Source organism: Flavobacterium sp. 9, from assembly GCF_002754195.1.
In the GTDB taxonomy this organism is placed as follows: Bacteria; Bacteroidota; Bacteroidia; order Flavobacteriales; family Flavobacteriaceae; genus Flavobacterium.
In genome coordinates this window covers 3586132-3607551 of sequence record NZ_PEEU01000001.1, presented here as the reverse complement: position 1 = coordinate 3607551, position 21420 = coordinate 3586132, and the positions used below count along the sequence as shown (strand labels likewise).

Annotated in this window: 18 protein-coding genes, 1 tRNA gene and 1 riboswitch; of the genes, 5 read left to right on the top strand and 14 right to left on the bottom strand. The window is 32.9% G+C overall.

The window, feature by feature from the left end:
- Positions 1 to 6: 6 nt before the first annotated feature.
- From CLU81_RS14900 to CLU81_RS14875, 6 genes are all read right to left on the bottom strand, one after another.
- Entirely contained in the window at positions 7 to 453 is a 447-nt protein-coding gene (locus tag CLU81_RS14900; protein WP_099710528.1) for a hypothetical protein, read from the bottom strand.
- 271 nt (positions 454 to 724) lie between these two features.
- The gene (locus tag CLU81_RS14895) at positions 725 to 1177 is read right to left on the bottom strand and encodes a hypothetical protein (RefSeq protein ID WP_099710527.1); all 453 of its coding nucleotides are present in this window, start codon (positions 1175 to 1177) and stop codon (positions 725 to 727) included.
- Positions 1178 to 1401: 224 nt separating this feature from the next.
- On the bottom strand, positions 1402 to 1869 hold the full coding sequence (locus CLU81_RS14890; protein WP_099710526.1) for a thioredoxin family protein: 468 nt from the start codon (positions 1867 to 1869) through the stop codon (positions 1402 to 1404).
- A gap of 52 nt (positions 1870 to 1921) precedes the next feature.
- Positions 1922 to 3406 (bottom strand): peptide MFS transporter, encoded by a 1485-nt coding sequence (locus CLU81_RS14885; protein ID WP_099710525.1) that lies wholly within the window; start codon positions 3404 to 3406, stop codon positions 1922 to 1924.
- Between the two features lies 1 nt (position 3407).
- Complete coding sequence (locus tag CLU81_RS14880; protein ID WP_099712774.1) at positions 3408 to 5084, bottom strand: peptide MFS transporter; 1677 nt, start codon at positions 5082 to 5084, stop codon at positions 3408 to 3410.
- 37 nt (positions 5085 to 5121) lie between these two features.
- Positions 5122 to 7293 carry a S9 family peptidase gene (locus CLU81_RS14875; RefSeq protein ID WP_099712773.1) on the bottom strand — a complete coding sequence of 724 codons (2172 nt, stop codon included), beginning with the start codon at positions 7291 to 7293 and terminating at the stop codon, positions 5122 to 5124.
- A gap of 181 nt (positions 7294 to 7474) precedes the next feature.
- Here CLU81_RS14875 and CLU81_RS14870 point away from each other — a divergent pair, with 181 nt between their 5' ends.
- Both CLU81_RS14870 and CLU81_RS14865 read left to right on the top strand, forming a co-directional pair.
- Positions 7475 to 8788, top strand: coding sequence for a hydroxymethylglutaryl-CoA reductase, degradative (locus CLU81_RS14870; RefSeq protein WP_099710524.1), 1314 nt, complete (start codon positions 7475 to 7477; stop codon positions 8786 to 8788).
- A 121-nt stretch (positions 8789 to 8909) separates the two neighbouring features.
- The gene (locus CLU81_RS14865; protein ID WP_099710523.1) at positions 8910 to 9833 is read left to right on the top strand and encodes a GYDIA family GHMP kinase; all 924 of its coding nucleotides are present in this window, start codon (positions 8910 to 8912) and stop codon (positions 9831 to 9833) included.
- A 37-nt stretch (positions 9834 to 9870) separates the two neighbouring features.
- Here the strand turns inward: CLU81_RS14865 and CLU81_RS14860 are convergent, their stop codons facing one another.
- The 7 genes from CLU81_RS14860 to CLU81_RS14830 form a co-directional block, all read right to left on the bottom strand.
- Positions 9871 to 10248: a hypothetical protein gene (locus CLU81_RS14860; RefSeq protein ID WP_233209715.1), complete on the bottom strand. Its 378-nt coding sequence runs from the start codon at positions 10246 to 10248 to the stop codon at positions 9871 to 9873.
- A 342-nt stretch (positions 10249 to 10590) separates the two neighbouring features.
- On the bottom strand, positions 10591 to 12690 hold the full coding sequence (locus tag CLU81_RS14855) for a peptidylprolyl isomerase (RefSeq protein WP_099710521.1): 2100 nt from the start codon (positions 12688 to 12690) through the stop codon (positions 10591 to 10593).
- A 108-nt stretch (positions 12691 to 12798) separates the two neighbouring features.
- Positions 12799 to 14061, bottom strand: a complete 1263-nt coding sequence (locus tag CLU81_RS14850) for a hemolysin family protein (protein ID WP_099710520.1) — start codon at positions 14059 to 14061, stop codon at positions 12799 to 12801.
- Between the two features lie 2 nt (positions 14062 to 14063).
- Entirely contained in the window at positions 14064 to 14258 is a 195-nt protein-coding gene (locus CLU81_RS14845; RefSeq protein ID WP_099710519.1) for a hypothetical protein, read from the bottom strand.
- 12 nt (positions 14259 to 14270) lie between these two features.
- Positions 14271 to 14825, bottom strand: a complete 555-nt coding sequence (gene lptC, locus CLU81_RS14840) for an LPS export ABC transporter periplasmic protein LptC (protein WP_099710518.1) — start codon at positions 14823 to 14825, stop codon at positions 14271 to 14273.
- Between the two features lie 51 nt (positions 14826 to 14876).
- Positions 14877 to 16106, bottom strand: a complete 1230-nt coding sequence (locus tag CLU81_RS14835) for a hypothetical protein (protein WP_099710517.1) — start codon at positions 16104 to 16106, stop codon at positions 14877 to 14879.
- Positions 16099 to 16833: a type III pantothenate kinase gene (locus CLU81_RS14830; protein ID WP_099712772.1), complete on the bottom strand. Its 735-nt coding sequence runs from the start codon at positions 16831 to 16833 to the stop codon at positions 16099 to 16101. The genes CLU81_RS14835 and CLU81_RS14830 overlap by 8 nt, the downstream gene beginning before the upstream one ends.
- A gap of 104 nt (positions 16834 to 16937) precedes the next feature.
- On the opposite strand from CLU81_RS14830, the gene CLU81_RS14825 reads away from it, so the two are divergent.
- A tRNA-Phe gene (locus CLU81_RS14825) sits at positions 16938 to 17010 on the top strand.
- 484 nt (positions 17011 to 17494) lie between these two features.
- Here CLU81_RS14825 and CLU81_RS14820 read toward each other — a convergent pair.
- Positions 17495 to 18814 (bottom strand): DUF5074 domain-containing protein, encoded by a 1320-nt coding sequence (locus CLU81_RS14820; protein WP_099710516.1) that lies wholly within the window; start codon positions 18812 to 18814, stop codon positions 17495 to 17497.
- A 334-nt stretch (positions 18815 to 19148) separates the two neighbouring features.
- Positions 19149 to 19343: riboswitch (cobalamin riboswitch) on the bottom strand.
- Between the two features lie 243 nt (positions 19344 to 19586).
- On the opposite strand from CLU81_RS14820, the gene CLU81_RS14815 reads away from it, so the two are divergent.
- Both CLU81_RS14815 and CLU81_RS14810 read left to right on the top strand, forming a co-directional pair.
- The gene (locus tag CLU81_RS14815) at positions 19587 to 21083 is read left to right on the top strand and encodes an MFS transporter (RefSeq protein WP_099710515.1); all 1497 of its coding nucleotides are present in this window, start codon (positions 19587 to 19589) and stop codon (positions 21081 to 21083) included.
- Positions 21084 to 21096: 13 nt separating this feature from the next.
- Complete coding sequence (locus tag CLU81_RS14810) at positions 21097 to 21324, top strand: DUF6814 family protein (protein ID WP_099710514.1); 228 nt, start codon at positions 21097 to 21099, stop codon at positions 21322 to 21324.
- Positions 21325 to 21420 lie beyond the last annotated feature (96 nt).

The window sequence follows — 21420 nt, the reverse complement described above, 5'->3', positions numbered from 1 at the left end:
ATTTTGTTATGGTCGCAAAATCGCTTTGGCTTCTTTTATCCATTGCTGTACTCCACCAGGTTTATACCCAAGGAGCCCCAGTTTATCAATAGTTGGTTTGTTTTTCCTTATTGTGATCGTTACCAGGCAAACTTGAGGTAATTCTTCGACCCCTAAAGCATTTTTCATTTTAAGATTTTGTTCTTTATCCTGATCCGTTAATGATGAGTCAGATAAATCAAGTCTTAATAAAATAACATTATCACGTGACCATTCTGCAAAATCAGGGCTTGCAAAAATCTCATTCTGCATTTTCTGTCCAGCGCTAGCCGCAGTAAAAAATATTAACAATGGTTTCCTTTCCGTATCACTCTTTACAAATGCATCGCTTAAATCAGTATTCCAAACTAAATTTTGCGAATGCAAAAAAAATGAACCTAAAAATAATAGTAGGGTAAGTAGTTTTCGGGTCATAATCTTGCAGGTTTTATTGGGGGTTATAAAAACCAAATTAACACAAAAATGAGCAGTTAACAAACACTTCCATCATAAATACTTCTAAAAAGTTACATTATAATGAATTTTACTATTTAAACCTTAAATTTTAAACAAAATGAAAATTTAAGCCCTAAAAAAAACTAAAACTACTGATATCGCATTCCACTCCAAAAAAATATCCCTTTTCATACCGAAGCTGAAAAGGGATTCTACAAATTAAACTAAGAAACTTAATTTAAATTTTATTTTATTCGCTTGGATGCAGAATTGCATTTGATTCCGCAATCCAGGCTTTAGCTCCACCGGGTTTATACGCAAGTTTCCCTAAGGCGCTAAAAGTTGTTTTGTTTTTTCGAATAGAAGCGCTTGCAAAACAAACCTCTGGCAAATCTTCGACGCCAAAAGCGCTTTTCAATTTAAGATTTTGTTCTCTGTCTCCATCTGCCGTTGTAGAATCAGATAAATCCAGTTTTACCAAAATCACATTGTCGCGTGACCAAACGGCAAAATCAGGAGTTTTAAAGATTTCGTTTTGAAGATTTTCCGGTACACCTGAGGCAGTGAATAAAATTAGCATTGGCTTTCTCTGTTCATTACTTATTGCAATAGCATCTGTCATGTTTGTTCTCCAAACTAAATTTTGCGAATGCAGAAAAAATGAACCTAAAAAAAACAGTAGGATAAGTAGTTTTTTGGTCATAGTATAATTGGTTTTGGTTAGTATAGCATGACGAAATTAACATAATATTTTAATTTTCCAATTTTTATTAATATAAAAAATACATTATATATTTTTTTATTTGTAATAAAATAACAAAACCATAAAACCAACTAAAATAGTGAATACTTTTTCTTACTAAACAAAAAAAACTCCTTACAAACCTGTAAGGAGTTTTTATATTATTAAAATAGAATTTACTTTAATTAAGATTTTTTTGGATGCACAATTTCTTCTGCAACTGTCAACCAAGCAGATGGACCACCAGCAACATAACCAGTTTTACCTAAACCTTTAAAATTGACTTTTCCATCCTTTGATTCTGCACTTGTAAAATACACTGTTGGAAAACCCTGAATTCCAAAAGCTTGTTGCAATTCATTATTTTGGTTTTTAAGCTCCGGCGTTTGAGGCACAGCTCTAGGATAATCTAACTCCACTAAAACAACATTGTCTGCAGCCCATTTTTTAAACTCAGGAGTTTTCAAAACTTCGTTCTGCAAACGAATACACCATCCACACCAGTCACTTCCTGTAAAAAACATAAGCATTGGCTTTTGCGCTTTATTACTTTCAGTAATTGCTTCTTTTACGTCTGTATACCATTTTAGCTCTTGCGCTTGCGTTGCAAATGCGCCAACAAAAAACAATGTTACTAGTATTATTTTTTTCATATCCTTATTATTTTCTACAAATTTAAGCAAAAAAAGAATTGCTAAATGTCGTCTACTTTACTTCTTGCATTAATTTTCTAATAATTGGCGAAATCGCAATTAAAATAACTCCTGCTACAAGCGAATAAATTGCCAATTGATAATATCCTTCCGTATAAGACTGAAGCTTAGAAAGCAACGTATCTCCTGTATTTGATCTTGATATTTCGGCACCTAATTTTCCAGCAAATAATTGCCCAAAAGCACTTGCTAAAAACCATAATCCCATCATCATTCCGAATAATCTTTTTGGAGACAATTTCGTAATAATCGACATTCCGATTGGACCTAAACAAAGTTCTCCAATTGTCGTTACCAAATAAGCAAAAGTAAACACGTTTAAAGATGCTATACCTTCTGAATTTGCAAAAAACTTTGTTAAATAGAAAATATAGAATGAAGCTCCAAGAAACAAGAATCCAATTCCGAACTTAATCAGGGTATTTGGTTCAATTCTTCTTTTACCAAGCCAAATCCACAACAAACCAATTAGCGGACTTAACGCCACAACAAAGAATGTATTCGAACTGTTGTTTACTACATTGGGATCAATAGTAAAACCAAGTAAATTATTACTTAGATTATCTTTTGCAAAAAGCGATAATGAACCACCACTTTGCTCATAAATTGCATTAAACAACAAATAAAAGAATACGAACAAAAAGGCTGCGAAGAGCTTTTTCTGCATTTTTACATCGCCCAATCTTATCAATTCATAAGTAAAATACAACACTGCAACTATTCCAATAGTGTACATGAAATAATCTGTGTAGTCTGTATTTTTTACCATTATAAAAATAAATGGCAAACTTAATATTGAGATCGCATAAACTGCAATTTCACGAATTCTTCTTTTACTAGGTTCTAAATCCAATAATGGAGAATCTCCAATTGGACCTAAATATTTTTTAGTAAACAAAAAGGTAACCAATCCTAAAAACATTACTACTGCTGCTGATAAAAAGCACAATTGCCAAGAATAGTATTTCCCTAAATAAATACACAAAGCACCCCCAAGAAGTCCTCCAACATTTATTCCGGCATAAAACATTCCGTAACCAGCATCTCTTCTACCATCATCTTCATGATATAATTCTCCAACCATTGACGAAACGTTTGGCTTAAAAAAACCTGTTCCAATAATCGAGAAAGCAATACCATAATAAAACATTGTCTGAGGCGAAAAAGCAATCAATAGATTTCCAAGAATCATTACGATTCCTCCAAAAAATAATGATTTTTTAAAGCCCAATACTTTATCAGCAAAAATACCTCCAATAAAAGTAAAAGCATAAACAAAAGCCTGAATAGCTCCGTATTGCAAATTGGCATGTTCATCTTTTAATAAAAGCTGATCTACCATAAAAAAAGTAAGTACACCACGCATTCCGTAGAAGCAAAAACGTTCCCACATTTCAACAAAAAACAAATACCACAATTGTTTTGGATAAGTGCCTTTAAAATTTTGAATTTCTTCTAATGTGATTTTGTTTTCCATGTTATCGTACTCCGTGCATCATTTTTTTCAAGAATGGTGTCAAAGCAAATAATATAATTGCCGCAAGACCTGTAAGAACAACAAAAACCATAAAGAATTCGTATAAGTTATGGATTTCGAATCCTGCAAAAAAGTGATTGTGAGCACTAATTTGGTGTTGATCCAATAAAGCTAATTGCTCAGCCGTTGGTGTAATTTTATTATCTAAAACACCTTGAAGATCGATTCCTAATTCTTTTGCTTTTGCAAATTTATCACCAGTTGCCGGCAAGATAGAACCTAAAGTTCCTCCTAAAGCATAACCTGATGCATTAGATAAAAAGAATACGCCGTAAAGTAATGAAGCAAAACGCTTTGGAGATAATTTACCTACCAATGATAATCCAATTGGAGATAAACATAACTCAGCGCAAGTATTTAAGAAATATAATAAGATAAGCCATTTAACCAATAGCAATCCAGAAGTTCCGATATAAGAAACCTGAGTTGCTATCATAAAGAAACTAATAGAAATAACCACTAAACCAACCGCTAATTTTACCGGAGAAATTGGTTCTTTACCTTTAGCTCTTAATGTATCCCAAAGAATACTAAAAGGCACTGCTAATACAACTACAAATAGTCCGTTAAAGATCTGAACCATAGATGGTGGCATTAAAAATCCAAAGAAGTTTCTATCTGTTTGATTATCTGCAATAAAAGTCAATGATGAACCTGCTTGCTCAAACGCCGCCCAGAAGAAAATAATAAAGAACGAAACAATGTAAATTACAATAATTCTGTCTCTTTCGATTTTAGTCAAAGAAGTATCAGAAATAATTAATCCTGCCAATGACAATCCACTAGAATAAATCAAAGTATAAATTAAATTCTGACCTACAGCATAGTGAAAAAAGAACCCTAAAGCGATGAATGCAACTCCTGCAAGTACTAAAGCTTTGCTAGAAAAATTCGCTTTTTGTGCTTCACCTTCTTCAAAGTCAGAAGCAATATTTTTAGAAGGCAAACCTCCTAATGGTCTTCCTTCAGGAGAAACCACATATTTGTTTTTCAAGAAATAGAAAAGAATTGTTCCCAAAAGCATTGCTACAGAAGCCGCCATGAATCCCCATCTAAAAGCGTGAATATCTCTAATTCCACCAGCATCTTTAACATCTCCTAACAAAGGACAAATAGATTGACCTAAGAAAGCTCCGATGTTAATTCCCATATAGAAAATAGTGAAAGCACTATCTAATTTTGTTTTCTCTTGTTTTGGATACAAACTTCCAACCATACTCGAAATATTCGGTTTGAAGAATCCGTTACCAAAAACAATTACTCCTAATGCAGAATACATGATGATTTTAGCCAATGGTAAATTTCCTTCGAAAATAGTTCCACTGGTAAACAACAACATTTGACCAATCGCCATTAATAATCCTCCTAAAAGAATACAATTTCTATTACCTAAAAAACGATCGGCTACAAAACCACCTAACATTGGTGTTAAATAACAAAGTCCAAGAAAACCTCCATAAATAAGAGAAGCTTCTTCTTCTTTCATCAATAATGAGTTCACAAGAAATAATGTCAATAAAGCTCGCATTCCATAGAAATTGAATCGCTCCCACATCTCCGTTCCAAATAATACCCAAAGTCCTTTTGGATGCGCAGTTTTTACTTGAGTTTCTCCCATATTATTCATTATTTATTTACTGTTAATTATGTTTAAATTATAAATTTTCTTTGATAAAGTTAGTCATTTTATTATAAAGGTTAATTCTCGTTTTACCACCAAGAATATGATGATCTTTATCCGGATATATCTGAGAATCAAATTGTTTATTCGCCTGAATCAAAGCGTCCATCATTTGCATTGAATTTTGTAGATGAACATTGTCATCACCTGAACCGTGAATCAATAAAAATTTACCTTTTAATTTATCAACGTGATTTATTGGAGAATTTTGGTCATATCCACTAGCATTTTCTTGTGGAGTCTGCATGTATCTTTCTGTGTAAACAGAATCATAAAAACGCCAGTTTGTTACAGGAGCAACTGCAATTGCCATTTTGAAAACATCATTTCCTTGAAAAATACAGTTTGAAGCCATAAAACCACCATAACTCCATCCGAAGATTCCAATTCTTGAAGCATCAACATACGGATAAGCTCCAATTACTTTTGCAGCATCAATCTGGTCTTCAACTTCGAATTTTCCTAATTCTTTTTGAGTTACTTTTTTGAAATCAGCACCTTTAAAACCAGTTCCTCTACCATCAACGCAAGCTACAATATAACCTTGTTGTGTTAGCGAAATAAACCAATAATCGTCAGTACTATTCCAATCGTTATTTACTTGTTGCGATCCCGGACCAGAATATTGGTACATAAAAACAGGATATTTCTTTGAAGGATCAAAATCTTTTGGTTTCAAAATCCAGGCATTAAGTTCATTTCCTTTTGCAGTTTTTAAAACAAAGAATTCTTTAGTTGGTAAGTTATAAGCTTTCAATTTATCAGAAAGAGCCTGATTGTTTTCGATAACCTGAACTTCTTTTCCGGTTTTTGCTTCATTCAAAGTATAAGTCGTAGGTTGAGAAGCACTTGAGAATGTATTAATGAAGAATAGGAAATTTGGACTAAAAGTCGCCGCACTTGTTCCAACTTTAGAAGTTAAACGTACTTTACTTTTTCCGTCTAAACCAATTCTGTAAATATCTCTATTGATAGAACCATTTTCTGTAGATTGGTAGAAAATAGTTTTTGTTTTTTCGTCAAAACCGTAGTAATTCACTACTTCCCAGTTACCTTTAGTAACCTGATTTTTAAGTTTTCCGGTTTTATCATAAAGATAAATATGATTAAAACCATCTTTTTCGCTAGTCCAGATAAAACTATTATCTTTTAAGAAAGTCAAGTTATCTGTAACATCAACATATGCTTTGTCTTTTTCGTTCAAAACCACTTTTGCAGCAGCTGTAGTTCCATCAACAAAAAGTAAATCAAGATTATCCTGGTGACGGTTCAAAACCTGAGCCGATAATATATTACTATCGTTTGTCCATTTTAATCTTGCAATATAAAAGTCGTTATAATTTCCTAAATCAACTTTTTTAGTAGCATTTGCAGCGGCATCATATATATGTAACGAAACCACTGAATTTTTCTCTCCTGCTTTAGGATATTTAAACGTTTCAATTGTTGGATATAAATCTTTATGATACATTGACATTGAAAATTCCGGAACGGCACTTTCGTCAAAACGAATATAAGCTAGTTTTTTACTGTCTTTACTCCAGTCAAAAGCCTTAACAAAAGCAAACTCTTCTTCGTAAACCCAATCCGTAATACCATTGATGATTGCGTTTTTCTTTCCATCAGTAGTAACAGCGGTCGATTTTTTTGAAGCTACATCATATACATAAAGGTTATTTTCTTTAGCATAAGCGATTTTAGTTCCATCAGGCGAGAAAGTTGGTTCCTGAATCTGAAAATCGAAAAGTTTTGTTAGTGATTTAGATGCGATATCATATAAATAATAATCTGCAGTAAAAGAGTGACGGAAGATTTTATTAGAATTACAAGCAATTAAAATCTTTTTTTCAGAAGCGTCAAAAGTGTAACTATTAATTCCGCTTGCTAATTCTTTATGATTTTTTGTATCGATTAGATTAGATACTTTTTTTAAAGTTGCAAAATCGTATAAATCTATCTGCATACTTCTGCTGGCGTTGTCCACATTCAATACAGTATATTGGTCTGTATTTTTCAAAGATTTCAATTCATCCATTCCTTTGGCCCGAAAAGCTCCACCATAAATATTCTCAACTGTAATTTTTTGTTGCCCAAAAACAGTAGCAACTAATAACAAAAGTATAACCGTAATTTTACTTGTATTCATTTGAATTATTTTAAATATAAAAAAGAGCCCAATTTTAGTAAAAAAAATAAACATAATACACATTTCATGTGTTAAATGTTAGAAAAAATAACGATTGCGTACTTTCAAATTTTAAATAGATTTCAAACAAAACTCTTAAATTGGTATCTTTGTCGCAACAATATTATTTAATACACTGAGAATGAACAACGCAGTTGCCGGATTTTCTAAATTATCCAAAAAAGAAAAAATAAACTGGATCGCCAATACCTACTTCACAGAGCCCCAAGAAGCCTTAAATATTATAAGAAATTACTGGAATTCAGACGAAAAGCTGCAACAATTGCATGACGAATTCATCGAAAACACAATAACCAACCTATACATTCCGTTAGGAGTCGCTCCAAATTTTTTAATAAACAATAAATACAAAACAATCACAATGGCAATTGAGGAAAGTTCTGTAGTTGCAGCTGCCTCAAAAGCAGCCAAATATTGGGCAACCCGCGGAGGTTTTAAAGCCACAGTAATTGATACCGAAAAAATTGGACAAGTACATTTTACTTTCCGTGGAGATGCACAAAAACTACAATCCTTTTTCGATCAAATCAAACCAAAATTCTTTTCTGAAACCCAAAGCATTACTAAAAACATGCAACAACGTGGTGGCGGAATTTTAGATATAAAATTAAAAGACAAAAGAAGTTTACTTGAAAACTACTTTCAGCTTCACGCTACTTTTGAGACAAAAGATAGTATGGGTGCAAATTTTATAAATTCTTGTTTAGAGCAATTTGCTACTACATTAAAAGAAGAATTTCAAAATTCAGATTTATTTTCGAATAATGAAACGCTTGAAGTAATTATGAGCATTTTGTCTAATTATGTTCCAAATTGTCTTGTCAGAGCCGAAGTTTCTTGCCCGATTGAAGATTTAACAGAAAAACATATTCCTAATCCGCAAGAATTTGCCGAGCGTTTTGTTCAGGCAGTTCAAATTGCCGAAGTTGAGCCATTCAGAGCCGTTACGCACAACAAAGGAATCATGAACGGTGTCGATGCCGTAATTCTCGCAACCGGAAATGATTTTAGAGCTGTAGAAGCTGGAGTTCATGCATACGCTTCAAAAAACGGTCAATATTCAAGTTTATCACACGCTAAAATTGAGAACGGAATCTTCACTTTTTGGTTAGAAATTCCATTAGCAATCGGAACCGTTGGCGGATTAACATCTTTGCATCCGTTAGTAAAATTAAGCTTAGAAATACTCGAAAAACCATCTGCCAGAGAATTAATGGAGATTGTTGCAGTTGCAGGTCTGGCACAAAATTTTGCTGCTTTGCGCTCATTAACAACAACAGGAATCCAGGAAGGCCACATGAAAATGCATTTAAACAACATCATCAACCAATTTGAAGCAACAGACGAAGAACGCCATTTAATTAAAACTCATTTTAAGAAAAATGCCGTTTCACACAGTGCTGTTGTAGAATTTATTGAAAATATAAGAAAATAATTAGCTGCTCTAAAACTAGTTGAAGGATAAGGAGCTATTCCCGCTATCCGTTGCAATCTTTTTTATTCGCCGCGGCGAACAAAAAAGGATTTTCACTACTATCGGGGCTAAAAAACACAGAATGAAAACAACCTTTTACAGTAACGGAAAACTCCTTATTACAGGTGAATATTTAGTTTTAGATGGCGCCAAAGCTTTTGCGTTACCCACAAAATTTGGACAGAATTTAATTGTAGAAAATGGTTCAAATAAAGAAATTGAATGGCAAAGCTATGATTTTGATGAAAATCTTTGGTTTCAAAACACTATTTTATTCTCTGAAATTATAGCCAATATTCCGGTTCAAATCGAAACAGTTAAAAGTACTTTAGTAAACATTTTGCACGAAGCATATCTTTTAAATCCTGATTTTATTAATAATGCAGAAGGTTATAAAATAAGCACACAACTTACATTTCCAAAAAACTGGGGATTAGGCACATCGTCAACCTTATTGAATAACATTGCTCAATGGACTAATATTGATGCATTTACGCTTCTTAAAAATAGTTTTGGCGGAAGTGGTTACGATATTGCCTGCGCTCAAAATAATACACCAATTATATATCGTCTGGATCAGCAAAATTTACCAACTGTAGAAGCAATTAATTTTAGTCCAGATTTTACTAAAAATATTTACTTCGTTTACCTCAATAAAAAACAAAATAGTAAAGCTGCAATAAACGCTTATTACAACAACAAGAATCAAAATCTGGCTCACAACATAATCGACAACGATAAAATAACGGAAGCTGTTTTAAAAGCAGAAAACTTGAAAGAATTTGCCTTTGCTTTAGAAAAACACGAAATTCATTTAAGCAATATACTAGAACTGGAAACTATTAAAGAAATTGCTTTTCCTGATTTTTCCGGAGTAGTAAAAAGTCTTGGTGCTTGGGGCGGGGATTTTGTAATGGTTGTTTCAAAAGAAAATCCAACGGAATATTTCACCTCAAAAGGATACGAAACAATCCTGACTTATGACGAAATGATTCTACAAAATTAAATCATCAATACAATCTGACATAAAACAAAAAAGCGAACTAATAGTTCGCTTTTTTTGTTTTTATATGTTTCGTTTCAAGTCTTCTCACTTTTTGGGTTTCGAGCTCATTAGTTTCGATAAGCGTATTATGCAAACGCTCCGCCATTTTTTCTATACTATTATTTATGGAATCATAAACGACTTCCATTCTTCGATGTTTCTCTTCTTTTATAGCTTTCAAAACATCTTCAACAAAAGTTTTTTCATATTTTTCAGCAACAGAATCACGAGTATTAGTCAGCCTAATAACATAGTCATTGCTTAATACCGTAACTTTAAAATGCTGTTCTTCGTTACTTAAATAATACTTCCCACCCAATTCATCACAATTGATATCAGTATTACTAAGTTTTAAAAGTTCCGTAATTATCCCCAAAATATGATTTTCAATTTTGGTATACACCCTAGGCTTTCTTCTTAACAAATTAAACATAAAAAAATATAAAATTTTTGTTTATCCACAGTACTCGATTGTTACTCCGTTAATTATAATTTAGCTAATACCTTAGGGGCGGAAGTTACTTCGTTAAATCGCAGCAAATTAACTGTAATAATTTGAATATCACAAATATTTAAAATTTTATTTCTATTATTCCTATATACATTAAGAAAAGCGGCTAATAAATACTACAAAAAACACAATGTAGCGCAAAGAAAAACCCGAAATATTCATTTGAATATTTCGGGTTTCTTATTTTGATAATTTAATTACTAAATACTAGTAGTTAAATTGCAATCTGTTATCTTCAATTTTAGCGTTAGCTTTCAATGCTGGCAAAATTCTGCTTGCATCAGATGCGCTTTGAGCTTTAACTTTAGCTACATATTCTGCGTGATTAGCAGCAGCAGGAGCTTTAACAGTACTAATGTTTTTCACTACATAAACTCCAGTGTTTCCTTCAATTGGAGCAGAGATTTTGTTTGCAGCTAAAGCAAATGCATTACCTACAACTCTTGGCTCTTGTCCAACTCCACCAGGTAATACCGGGTTATCCATAGTTACGTCAGCAGCTTGTTGAACAGCTACACCAGCGCTTTTAGCAATAGCTTCAAGGCTAGATCCTGTCATTTTAGCTTTTAACATTTCAGCTTTTTTCTTGTTTTTCAAGATTGGCTCAACATAAGGTCTAGCTAAAGTAACAGATACTAAACCAGATTTGTTTTCGCTTTTGTATTGTGCAATTACGTGCCCAATATTAGCAATTTCAAAACGTTTTACATCTCCTTTGCTTGTTTCTTTGTCATATGCCCATCTGATGATGTTACGTTGGTTTCCTAAAGGACCAAATTGCTCATCTAAAGCTTTTGCAGTTACCGGAGCAGCTACTTTTAAACCTAATTCTTTTGCAGTAGCATTGAAATCTTTATTAGCAGCGTCCATTTCAAATTTAGTTGCCAATGTAAATACTTTATCAGAAGTAGCTTCAGATGGCTCAATTTTTTGAGCAATTGTAGCTAAACGAATTCCGTCTTGTTTATCTGTAATTTTGATAATGTGAAATCCGAAAGGAGTTTCAACTAAACCAATTTTTCCAATTCCGTTATTGAATACAAAATCATTGAATGGTTTTACCATTTGATTTGGACCAAAATATCCTAAATCTCCACCTTGTTGTGCAGATGAGTCATCAGAACTTGTAAATGCCAACATCATGAAACTATCCGGATTAGCCTGAACTTGTGCTAAAATTTCTTCAGCTTTAGCTTTAGCTTCTTCTTTAGTTCTTTTTTCTTTAGCATTTGGAGTTTGAGATCCTTCATAAGCAATTAAGATATGACTTGCTTTTGCGTTAACACCAGCTTTAAATCCTAAAGATTTAGAGATAGCATAATATTTTCCGTATACATAAGGACCGTAAATTGCTCCTGCAGGTAAACTAAATAATTTATCAGCATCGATTGCTGGTAAAGCATTTTTAGGAACATATGTAGAATCGTAAGGAACGTCAGAATTTGAGTTTACGAATTCAGCAATGTTTGTTGCGCTTTTAAAACCAGGTAATGTATCGTTTTTACCAGTTTTTGTATTGTACTCAACTCTACCGTTTAATAATGCAGTGATTTTAGCTTTAATTTCAGCTTCGTCTTCTTTTGAAGCTTTGTCTTCTACTAAAACGTATTGAATTTCACGAGTTTCATCAGCTTTGAATTTTTTCTCGTTTTTCTTCATATAAGCAACAATTTCATCATCAGAAATTTTAACATCGCTATCTTTAATAGAAGAATATAATGCAGCAGCATAAGCAAAGTTTACTTTGTTAGCTTCCATTTCATATTTCAACTTTCCTTCGCTAACAGTTGTATAAAGTCCAGCTTTTACAAGTGTATTGTAGATTTGATATTTTGCGTTCAATTCAGCATCATCCTCTTTTTGAGAAAGATATTGAGCTGCTTCAGGATTTGTTTTGAAGTACTCTTTAAATTTAGCTACATCAAATAATCCAGCTGCATTTAAGAACATTGGGTTTTTACCAATATTTGGATCTGCTTTTAAAACTTCAAGTAAGTGTTTTTCACCAACTCTTAATCCCAATTTATCAAACTGAGCAGATAACAATGCGATTGAAACTTCTTGATCCCAAACTCTGTTTGCAGCTTCAGTGGAAGTAATTCCTTGACCACTTTTTTCAACATTACTAACTTTAACTCTAAAGTCTTCAAATGAAATATCTTTTCCATCGATGCTTCCTACATCTTTTGAACTTTGACCGAAACTTCCTCTAGTGAAAAGATCTTGTATTATAAATGCAAATAATGCAAGTGCAATAACTCCTATCAATAAAGCGGAACGCTGTCTAATTTTTGCTAAAACTGCCATTTTTATTATCGTTAATTTTATATTCAGTTTGCGAAAATACAATTATCTAGTTAATAACAATACAACTAGCGTTTTATTTTCAACAATTTTTTTTATTAATTTAAAAAATCAGTCTTTTATTGTCATTTTGACTAATTCAATTTTCTTATTTGTCGCCTCTTCAATCACAAAATAAAAGTTGTCAATCACGATTTCATCGCCCTTTTGAGGGATTTCTTTGGTATGATTCACAATAAAACCACCTAAAGTCCCGTAAGAATCTTCTTCTGGAATCATTAACTTGTAAGTTTCATTTAAATACTCCACATCCAAACGTGTCGAAAACAAATATTTCCCTTCACCTAACTCTTCTTCGATCAGTTCTTCTTCTTCTGAATCATGTTCGTCTTCGATTTCTCCAAAAAGTTCCTCTACAATATCTTCGATTGTAATAATTCCCGAAGTTCCTCCGTATTCATCTAAAACTACTGCGACATTTTTTCGCTTTTTAATCAGCAAATCCAAAGCGTCTTTTATCAAAATTGTTTCCGGAACAAACTCAACCGTCATCAAAACTGATTTGATCGTTTTTGGCTTCTTAAACAAGTCAAAAGAATGCACATAACCCACAATATCATCCAGAGAGTTTTGACTGACTACAATTTTAGAATATCCGGTCTCAATAAATAATTCCTTAAGATCTGTTATGCTGTCAAATAAATCTACATCTACAATTTCTGTACGCGGCGTCATAATATCGCGCGCTTTTACACCGGAAAATTCTAAGGCATTTTGAAAAATCTGAATCTCAGAATCTACTTCTTCATCGTCTTCAACAGAATTCATTTGTTCCGTAATGTAATTTCCGAGTTCTATTTTACTAAAATAAAGCTGCGTCTGATCTCCTTCTGTTTTAAAGAATTTCCTCAAGACAAAATCTGATATCCAAATAAAGAAAGTTGAAATATAATAGAACAATCGATAAAACAAATACGCAGGAAGCGCAAAAGCTTTAATCAACGTATTGGCATAAATCTGAAAAAACACTTTCGGAAGAAATTCTGCCGTTATTAAAACTATAAAAGTCGAAGTTATTGTTTGAATCAGCAAACTGCTAAAATCAGAAAAATGAAATCCTAAACTTATGATGCATCTTAGAATTAAATCTCCCATAAAGAACCCGTAAACAACTAAAGCCACGTTGTTACCAATTAACATTGCAGCGATAAACTTTGAAGGGTTTTCGGTAAGTTTTGTTAGAATCTGAGAAAGAAAATTATCTTGTTTTTTTTCAATTTCAAGATAAATCTTATTCGAGGAAATAAAAGCTATTTCCATTCCTGAGAAAAAGGCTGATAGTATTAAACATAGTATTATAATACTAATTTCCATTTTTACTGTTTTTTGTTACGATCATCAAATTTCTTCACAAACTTCCTTCTGAAGAAAAACATAAATACAGCCATTCCTGCAATTATAAAACTCAAAGTCGAAGTGTCGTTTCCTTCATTTAACTTTGTAATTCCGTCATAGATAAAGTAAACTGCAAAAGCAATATAAACGTATTGCGTATATTTCATGTAACCCATAATGTCTTTTTTTTATTCTTCTGATGATTCAATTTCGCCACTTACTCGTTGCGAATTAATCACTTTAAAATCTTTACTAAAATCTATTCCTTGTCCGTATGAAACTCCTTTAGCGTCTGTAAGCTTGAATTTTCTTTCGGTATAAAACCATTCGTTTTTCTGATCAAAATACAGTTGTTCTGTTTCCAGCATCTGACCAGTTTCTGATGTGATTTTTACTTTTCCCTGCAAATCTATTATACCAGTAGTTTTATATGAAACTGCATAATTTGATCGTATAAAGGTACGTTTTTGTTTTTTGTCGTATAGAGTAACATCCAAACCTAAAGGAAATTCTGTAAATGGAAAATCCAGATTAGAATAATCCAACATCTTCCTGCTTATCAAAACCCCTGTTATACGACCTGAATCCGTGTATTTAATATTAACCGTATCAGCATCACTGCCCGGAACGAATTCAGAGAAGTTAATTTTCTGAACATCCTTAAAGTTACTTTCGCATCCAAAAAACAGTGTCACAGCGAGAACTGTGACAGTATTTATAATATATCTCTTTGGTAAATTCATTTGCCAAATGTAGTAAATTGTATGTGCTTAAAAAAACATAAGATTTTATGTTTAATTATATTTACTCTTAATAAACCATCTGTCATTAAAAGAGAAACTTACGCTAAAGTTTACATAATTTTCCTGAACCAGGTTTGAAGAAACAGTACCTCTTTTTCCAAATTCAACACCAAAGTTTACATTCGAAAAAGATCCAGGAATTGGAACTCCTGCTCCTAAAGTCATACCAACATCTTTTATAGATTCATTATTGATTATTAAACCAATTTTCTCGTATTTCAATCCTGCTCTATAAGTAATTCTGCTAAAATAATTTGAGAAAGAAGTATAATTTGGAATATAATATCCTCCTACTGCATATTTTTGATATTTTTCATAACGTACATTTTGCTCTGAATTATAGTAATTCGCAAATTGTCCATCGCCTTGAAAAGCCATTGTAGTACCAACTAACCATTTTCTTGCCTGACCAATACCTGCACCAAATGTCACTTTGTTTGGCAATTTCAAATCATCACCGTGCGGATCAAATACTATTGGAGTAGAATCTCCATCAACAGAAATAGTTCTTGTTGTATTTGAACTTAAATTAGTTGCAAAAGTATAATTCAAGCTAGTAAATAACTGTAATTTTTGAGTAAGCTTAGTTTGATACATTGTACCAATATTAAAACTAAGACCTGACAACTCTGCTGCATTTGTTTCTGCAGTTGAGTTTTGAACGCCTGTAAGAAGTTCTACACTTGTTGTTGTGATTTTTCCGAAGTTATATTGAGCATCTGCACCAATATTCCAATTTGGTCTGATTTTATAACCTAAACCAAAAAACACTTTATTAATTCCACCGGTTCCACTAAGCTGAGAACTTGTAGCTCCTTCAGTATCCGTTCTGTCGTTTCTAATTTTATATCCAACTGAAGATACCGGGATCAGACCAAATGCTGCACCGAATTTCCCCATCGGAATTCCTATCGCCAAATAATCAAAAGTAGTTCTTTGTGCTTTTGCAGTTTCCTGACTAGTTTTTAAGTTTGAAGTTCCAAAAGTTCCTCCAACACTAAAAGTTGTCTGAATTAAACTGGCATAACTCGCGGGATTCTCAATGTTTAAGTGAATACTATCCTGCTCCACTGCAACTCCTGCCATAGATCTGAATTCAAGAGTTCCTTTGAACCTTACATCCCCAATTCCGTAGAAAGAATAAGGAGAAGCAGTTCCTTGTTGAGCGAATGAAACGAACGAGATAAGCAAACAAGCGCTTACTATAATTTTTTTAATCATTGTCGATTTTATATTGAAATGTTTGGTTCAAACTCTCCAGTAAGAAATTTGAATTGGCAAATATGGTATTTTTTAATCGTTTAGCCAAAAATTCTGCATCACCTCCCGTTAAAATTATTATAAAATTTGAAAAGTTTGCTCGATATTCATCGATAAAACCATCAATCTCATAGACGAAGCCATTGACAACTCCCGAATGAATGGCTTGTGCAGTCGTGTCTCCTATATAGGATTCAGGTGCCTCTAAAGTCAGTAACGGCAATCTGGCTGTGAAATTGTGGAGTGCTTCATACCTTAAACGTAGGCCCGGAGAAATTGCTCCGCCCAAATAATTGTCATTTTCGTCGATGAAATCATAGGTAATACAAGTTCCTGCATCAATTACTAATCTATTTTGTTCCGGAAACTGTAAAGTTGCTCCGGAAGCTAAAATCATTCTGTCAATTCCTAAAGTTTTTGGAGTAGCGTACTTATTTGTGAAAGGAAAAAGATCTTCGTGTGTAAAAAAATGAATATTTAGTGTTTTTTCGAAAGCTAAAAAAGATTGTTTTTCGATATTTCCAACCGAAGCGACGATCAAATCAGAGCAATTTGGAAATTTTTTTAAAATTTTTTCAATATTTTTTTCGAGCTCATTTTTATCAAAAACAAAACTTTCCAAAACATTATTATCCTCAAAGACAGAAGCTTTAATTCTTGTATTACCTACATCGATTGCTAAAACCATATTTATTTTTTTACCTCTGCGAAGATACGAATTGATTTTTTTAAAAAAATGTTTTGGATAAACGGAAAATGATTCTATCTTTGCACCCGCAATAAGCACACAAAGGTACCTTAGCTCAGATGGTAGAGCAATGGACTGAAAATCCATGTGTCCCTGGTTCGATCCCTGGAGGTACCACAAAACCCGAATAGAAATATTCGGGTTTTTTGTTTTTAAATATTTTCATGAAAAGCTTAATTGCATCGGATTTAACCGCAAAGTTCACTAAGATTTTTTGTCTTGGATTGTGGTTAACAAACACAAAGTTCGCAAAGCTAGATCAACACAACGCTTTGCGAACTTTGTGTTTTTATAAAACCTCTACCTTAAAAAATCTTTGTGTTCTTTGTGGTTATATATTTCTCCACAATATTTCCTCTTGATCTATTTAACCGCAAAGATTCGCTAAGTTTTAATCCCTAAAATGATAACCGTATTTAAAACATAGCCCAAGGTTTCAACCTTGGGACGCAGTATATGATCGCATATATTTTGTATCCCAAGGTTGAAACCTCGGGCTATGTTACAATATTATATGCAAAAAGGTTCGCAAAGTCATAAATTAAACTTTGCGAACCTTTGCGTAAATCTTAGCGCGCTTTGCGGTTAAGAAATAAAAAAATTATTGTTGAAATACAGAAACTGCAGGGAAATAATATCCTGAGAAACTTACCGTTTCTGTTTTAACACCAGAATCAGCATTGAATAAGTAAAGATTATTTATTGCGAAATTTGCTCCAAATCCTTCATTTACTGTATTTACAACCAAAGTATTTTTCAGACGATCGTAACCAATTCCTGAACCATATAATATATTAGATTGTGTCAAAGTAATAAAAGGTGTTGCCAAAGATGCAGCCGTACCAGTATATTTATAAACTTGTTTACCACCACTCCAACTTCCGTTTTTAGCAATAAAAACATTGTTTTTGGCTGCTGTAATAGATCCCGGATGCCATGCTCCCCAGCTTCCATAAGCTTGAAAACCTAACGGAATTTCTGTTACTGCAAGCGTACTTGAATCTATACTTATAAGGTTTGTGCCTCCCGCTGCCCAAACTTTTTTATCATCGGTAACGGCAAATCCTAGAACCATAGCCGGAATCGTTTTTACAACTGCAAATGTTGAAGCATTAAGAACAATAACTCCTTGTGAAGCAGATAATGCAAAAACATAATTACCCACTTTAACAATATCTCCAACCTGACCTGTAACACCAGCAACTTGTCCGTTTAATGCCATTGTATTTAGATTAAGCTTATAGATACCATTCCCAGAAGTCAATAATGCTTGATTTTGATCAATACCAACTAACGCACGCCAGTCGTTTCCGCCTTGAGCCGGAATTCTTTTTTCTTCTTTAAGTGTATAAGCATCTGTAACAACAACAGGTCCGCCAACTTTAGAAACTAAGTATAGTTTTTTATTAAAGATCGTTCCGAATTCTAATGTAGACGATTCCGGTTTTAAATCTTTACCTGGATTTGCTTTTACAAAAACACTGTCTTCGATTTTTTTTGTATCATATCTATAAAACCCAACTGTTCCTGTTCCGTGTCCATACCAACCTTCGTTGATCATGAAAAAACCGTTTTCATAAGCTCCTAATGCAAGAAGATTATAGGTTAGAGACGTTTTTCCTCCATCATTTTTTGCCGTCATTGTAACTTTAAAATCACCTCTTGTTTCTGGTTTGAAAACATAAGTAGAATCAGATCCTACAACTTTTCCGTCTACGGCCCATTCGAAAGAAACATTGTTTCTATCTGTTAATTTTGAACTTAATTTTAGTACTTTTCCTATAGTTAAAGTGTCTTTTAATTGTTGCTGACCTTTTATTGCTGGAGGAGCTGTAAAATTGTCATCATTATTACACGAAACTGTTAGGATCATTAAAGAAGCAATTGCAATTAACTGCTTGGAAAAAAATTGGTTTTTCATCATTAAATATTTAAAATTATATTACTTAAATCTTTAAATCGATGTACAATTTATCTTCAGCAAAAGCTTTATAAAATAAGCTTCTGTCTGCCTTTATTTAAAAAGCAAAACATCTTGTACAACGATACGTTTTAATGATTTTTTTAATGAAGAAAAAGTATGTATCGAAAAGAAAAACACCCAACAGGAAATTGTTTTTACGATATCATATTTGCAGAAAAAAAATCTCATAAACTCTTTTTATGGCTTACGAGAATAGAATAACCAAACAATACCATTATCACATAGAGTGAAAAAGTATTGGTTTTAATTCAAGCTTCAATCCCCGAAAGCTATTTATTACTATAAAAATGGCAGGTCTTCTGACTTGCTCCCTACACCCAGCCTTCCCTTTCAAAAAATGAAAAGTGACGTATTAAAGGGTTTCAGTTAATGAGCTTACAGCTGCGGGACAGTTTTGGAGTTACACCAAATTCCCTTTTAATGTCAATATTTATTCAATATGACAACCATTTTCTGTTTTAAAATTGTTCTGCAAAACTAGTGTTTTCTTTCTTAAGAAAACAACACTTCTTTATATTTAGAAGCCCTCACTATAATCTTCAATCTATAATTTATTTCGAATTATTAGGCATTTACTGATAGAAGAAAAACAAAGTCAATAAGTGAACTAATTTTGTTAAAAAAGTATTGAACAAATAAAAAAATATCTCATATATTCGTAAAATGTTACTTAATTATTCAATTAATTATCAAAAACACAAAATATTTTATGAGTAAAAATTCTACAAAAGGCATTTGGAAAGTAATTTCAGCCTCGTCAATGGGAACGATGATTGAATGGTACGATTTCTATATTTTTGGAAGTTTAGCTGTTGTAATTTCCACTAAATTCTTTCCAAGCGACAATCCAACTGCGGCTTTTTTATCTACGTTAGCCACTTTTGCTGCAGGATTTGTAGTCCGTCCTTTTGGAGCATTATTTTTTGGAAGACTTGGTGATATTATTGGTCGGAAATATACTTTTATGGCAACTTTATTATTAATGGGAGGCTCTACATTTTTAATTGGTTGTATTCCCAGTTATGAAACTATTGGTTTTCTTGCACCTTTACTCGTTTTAATTCTACGTTTATTACAAGGACTTGCTCTTGGTGGCGAATATGGCGGCGCAGCTACTTATGTTGCAGAACATGCTCCGGTTGGACAAAAAGGATATTGGACTTCCTGGATTCAAACCACCGCTACAGTTGGTCTTTTTATTTCATTAATGGTTATTCTCGCTACTAAAAATATTCTTTCTGCCGAAGCTTTTGATTCCTGGGGATGGCGTGTTCCGTTTTGGGTTTCTATTGCAATGGTTGGTGTCTCGTATTTGATTCGGAAAAACATGGATGAATCTCCTGTCTTCGCCAAAGCAAAAAAAGAAGGAAAAACGAGCACAAATCCGCTAAAAGAAAGTTTTGGAAATCGATACAATCTTAAATTTGTATTACTCGCGTTGTTTGGCGCTACAATGGGACAAGGCGTTGTTTGGTACACAGGACAATTTTATGCTATGAGTTTCATGAAAACTGTAATGAATATAGATTCGTCTCAAGTTGATGGATTATTGGGAATTGCACTTTTAATTGGAACGCCGTTTTTTATAGTTTTTGGATGGCTGAGCGACAAAGTAGGACGCAAATATATTATGATGGGCGGAATGTTGCTTGCCATTTTCTTTTACAGACCTATCTATAAAATGATGTACAATACAACTGATGTCAGTTACAAAACTGAAATCATAGAAAAAACAAAGCAAACGACAGAAATCACAAAAAGCAACGATTCGATTGTCACTATTAAAAAAGAATTTACAGACGGAACATCCTTAATCGAAAAAAGATCGTATGTAGTAAATAAAAAAGAAGCTCAGGTTAGCACGTCAATAAATATTAATTCAAATGATGAATGGACTTTGATTTTACTGGTTTTTATTCAGGTGCTTTTTGTTACGATGGTTTACGGACCAATTGCTGCTTTTTTGGTAGAAATGTTCCCGGCAAAAATCAGATATACATCAATGTCATTGCCTTATCACGTTGGAAACGGAATTTTTGGAGGTTTACTTCCTGCGATTTCAACCTATTTTGTAACACATGCAAAAGACGCCGGAAAACCAGAATTTTATCTCGAAGGACTTTGGTATCCAATCATTATAGCTTCTGTTTGCTTTGTAATTGGAATGATTTATATCGATAATAAAAATAAAACGAATCACCTTTAATACTATATACAATATGAATACGATTAAGCAAATTTTAGGTGTTTTATGGATACTCCTCGCAATTGCCGCGACTTACTTTTGCATTTTTGAATTTGGGTTACCAAAATTACTCTCAGACAAACAAGATGACCTGGTATTTGGCATCATTATTCTTTTTATTCTTACTCCGTTAATTGTTTTAGGATTAGGAACTTTTGGCTATTTTGCTGTAATTGGCGAGTACAATCACAAAAAGAAATAAGTTAAAATACACTTTAACTCAAAAGGGTTGTCTGTTTCCAGACAACCCTTTTTAATTACTAAACAAAACCAAACATTAGACTTTTCAGACTATACA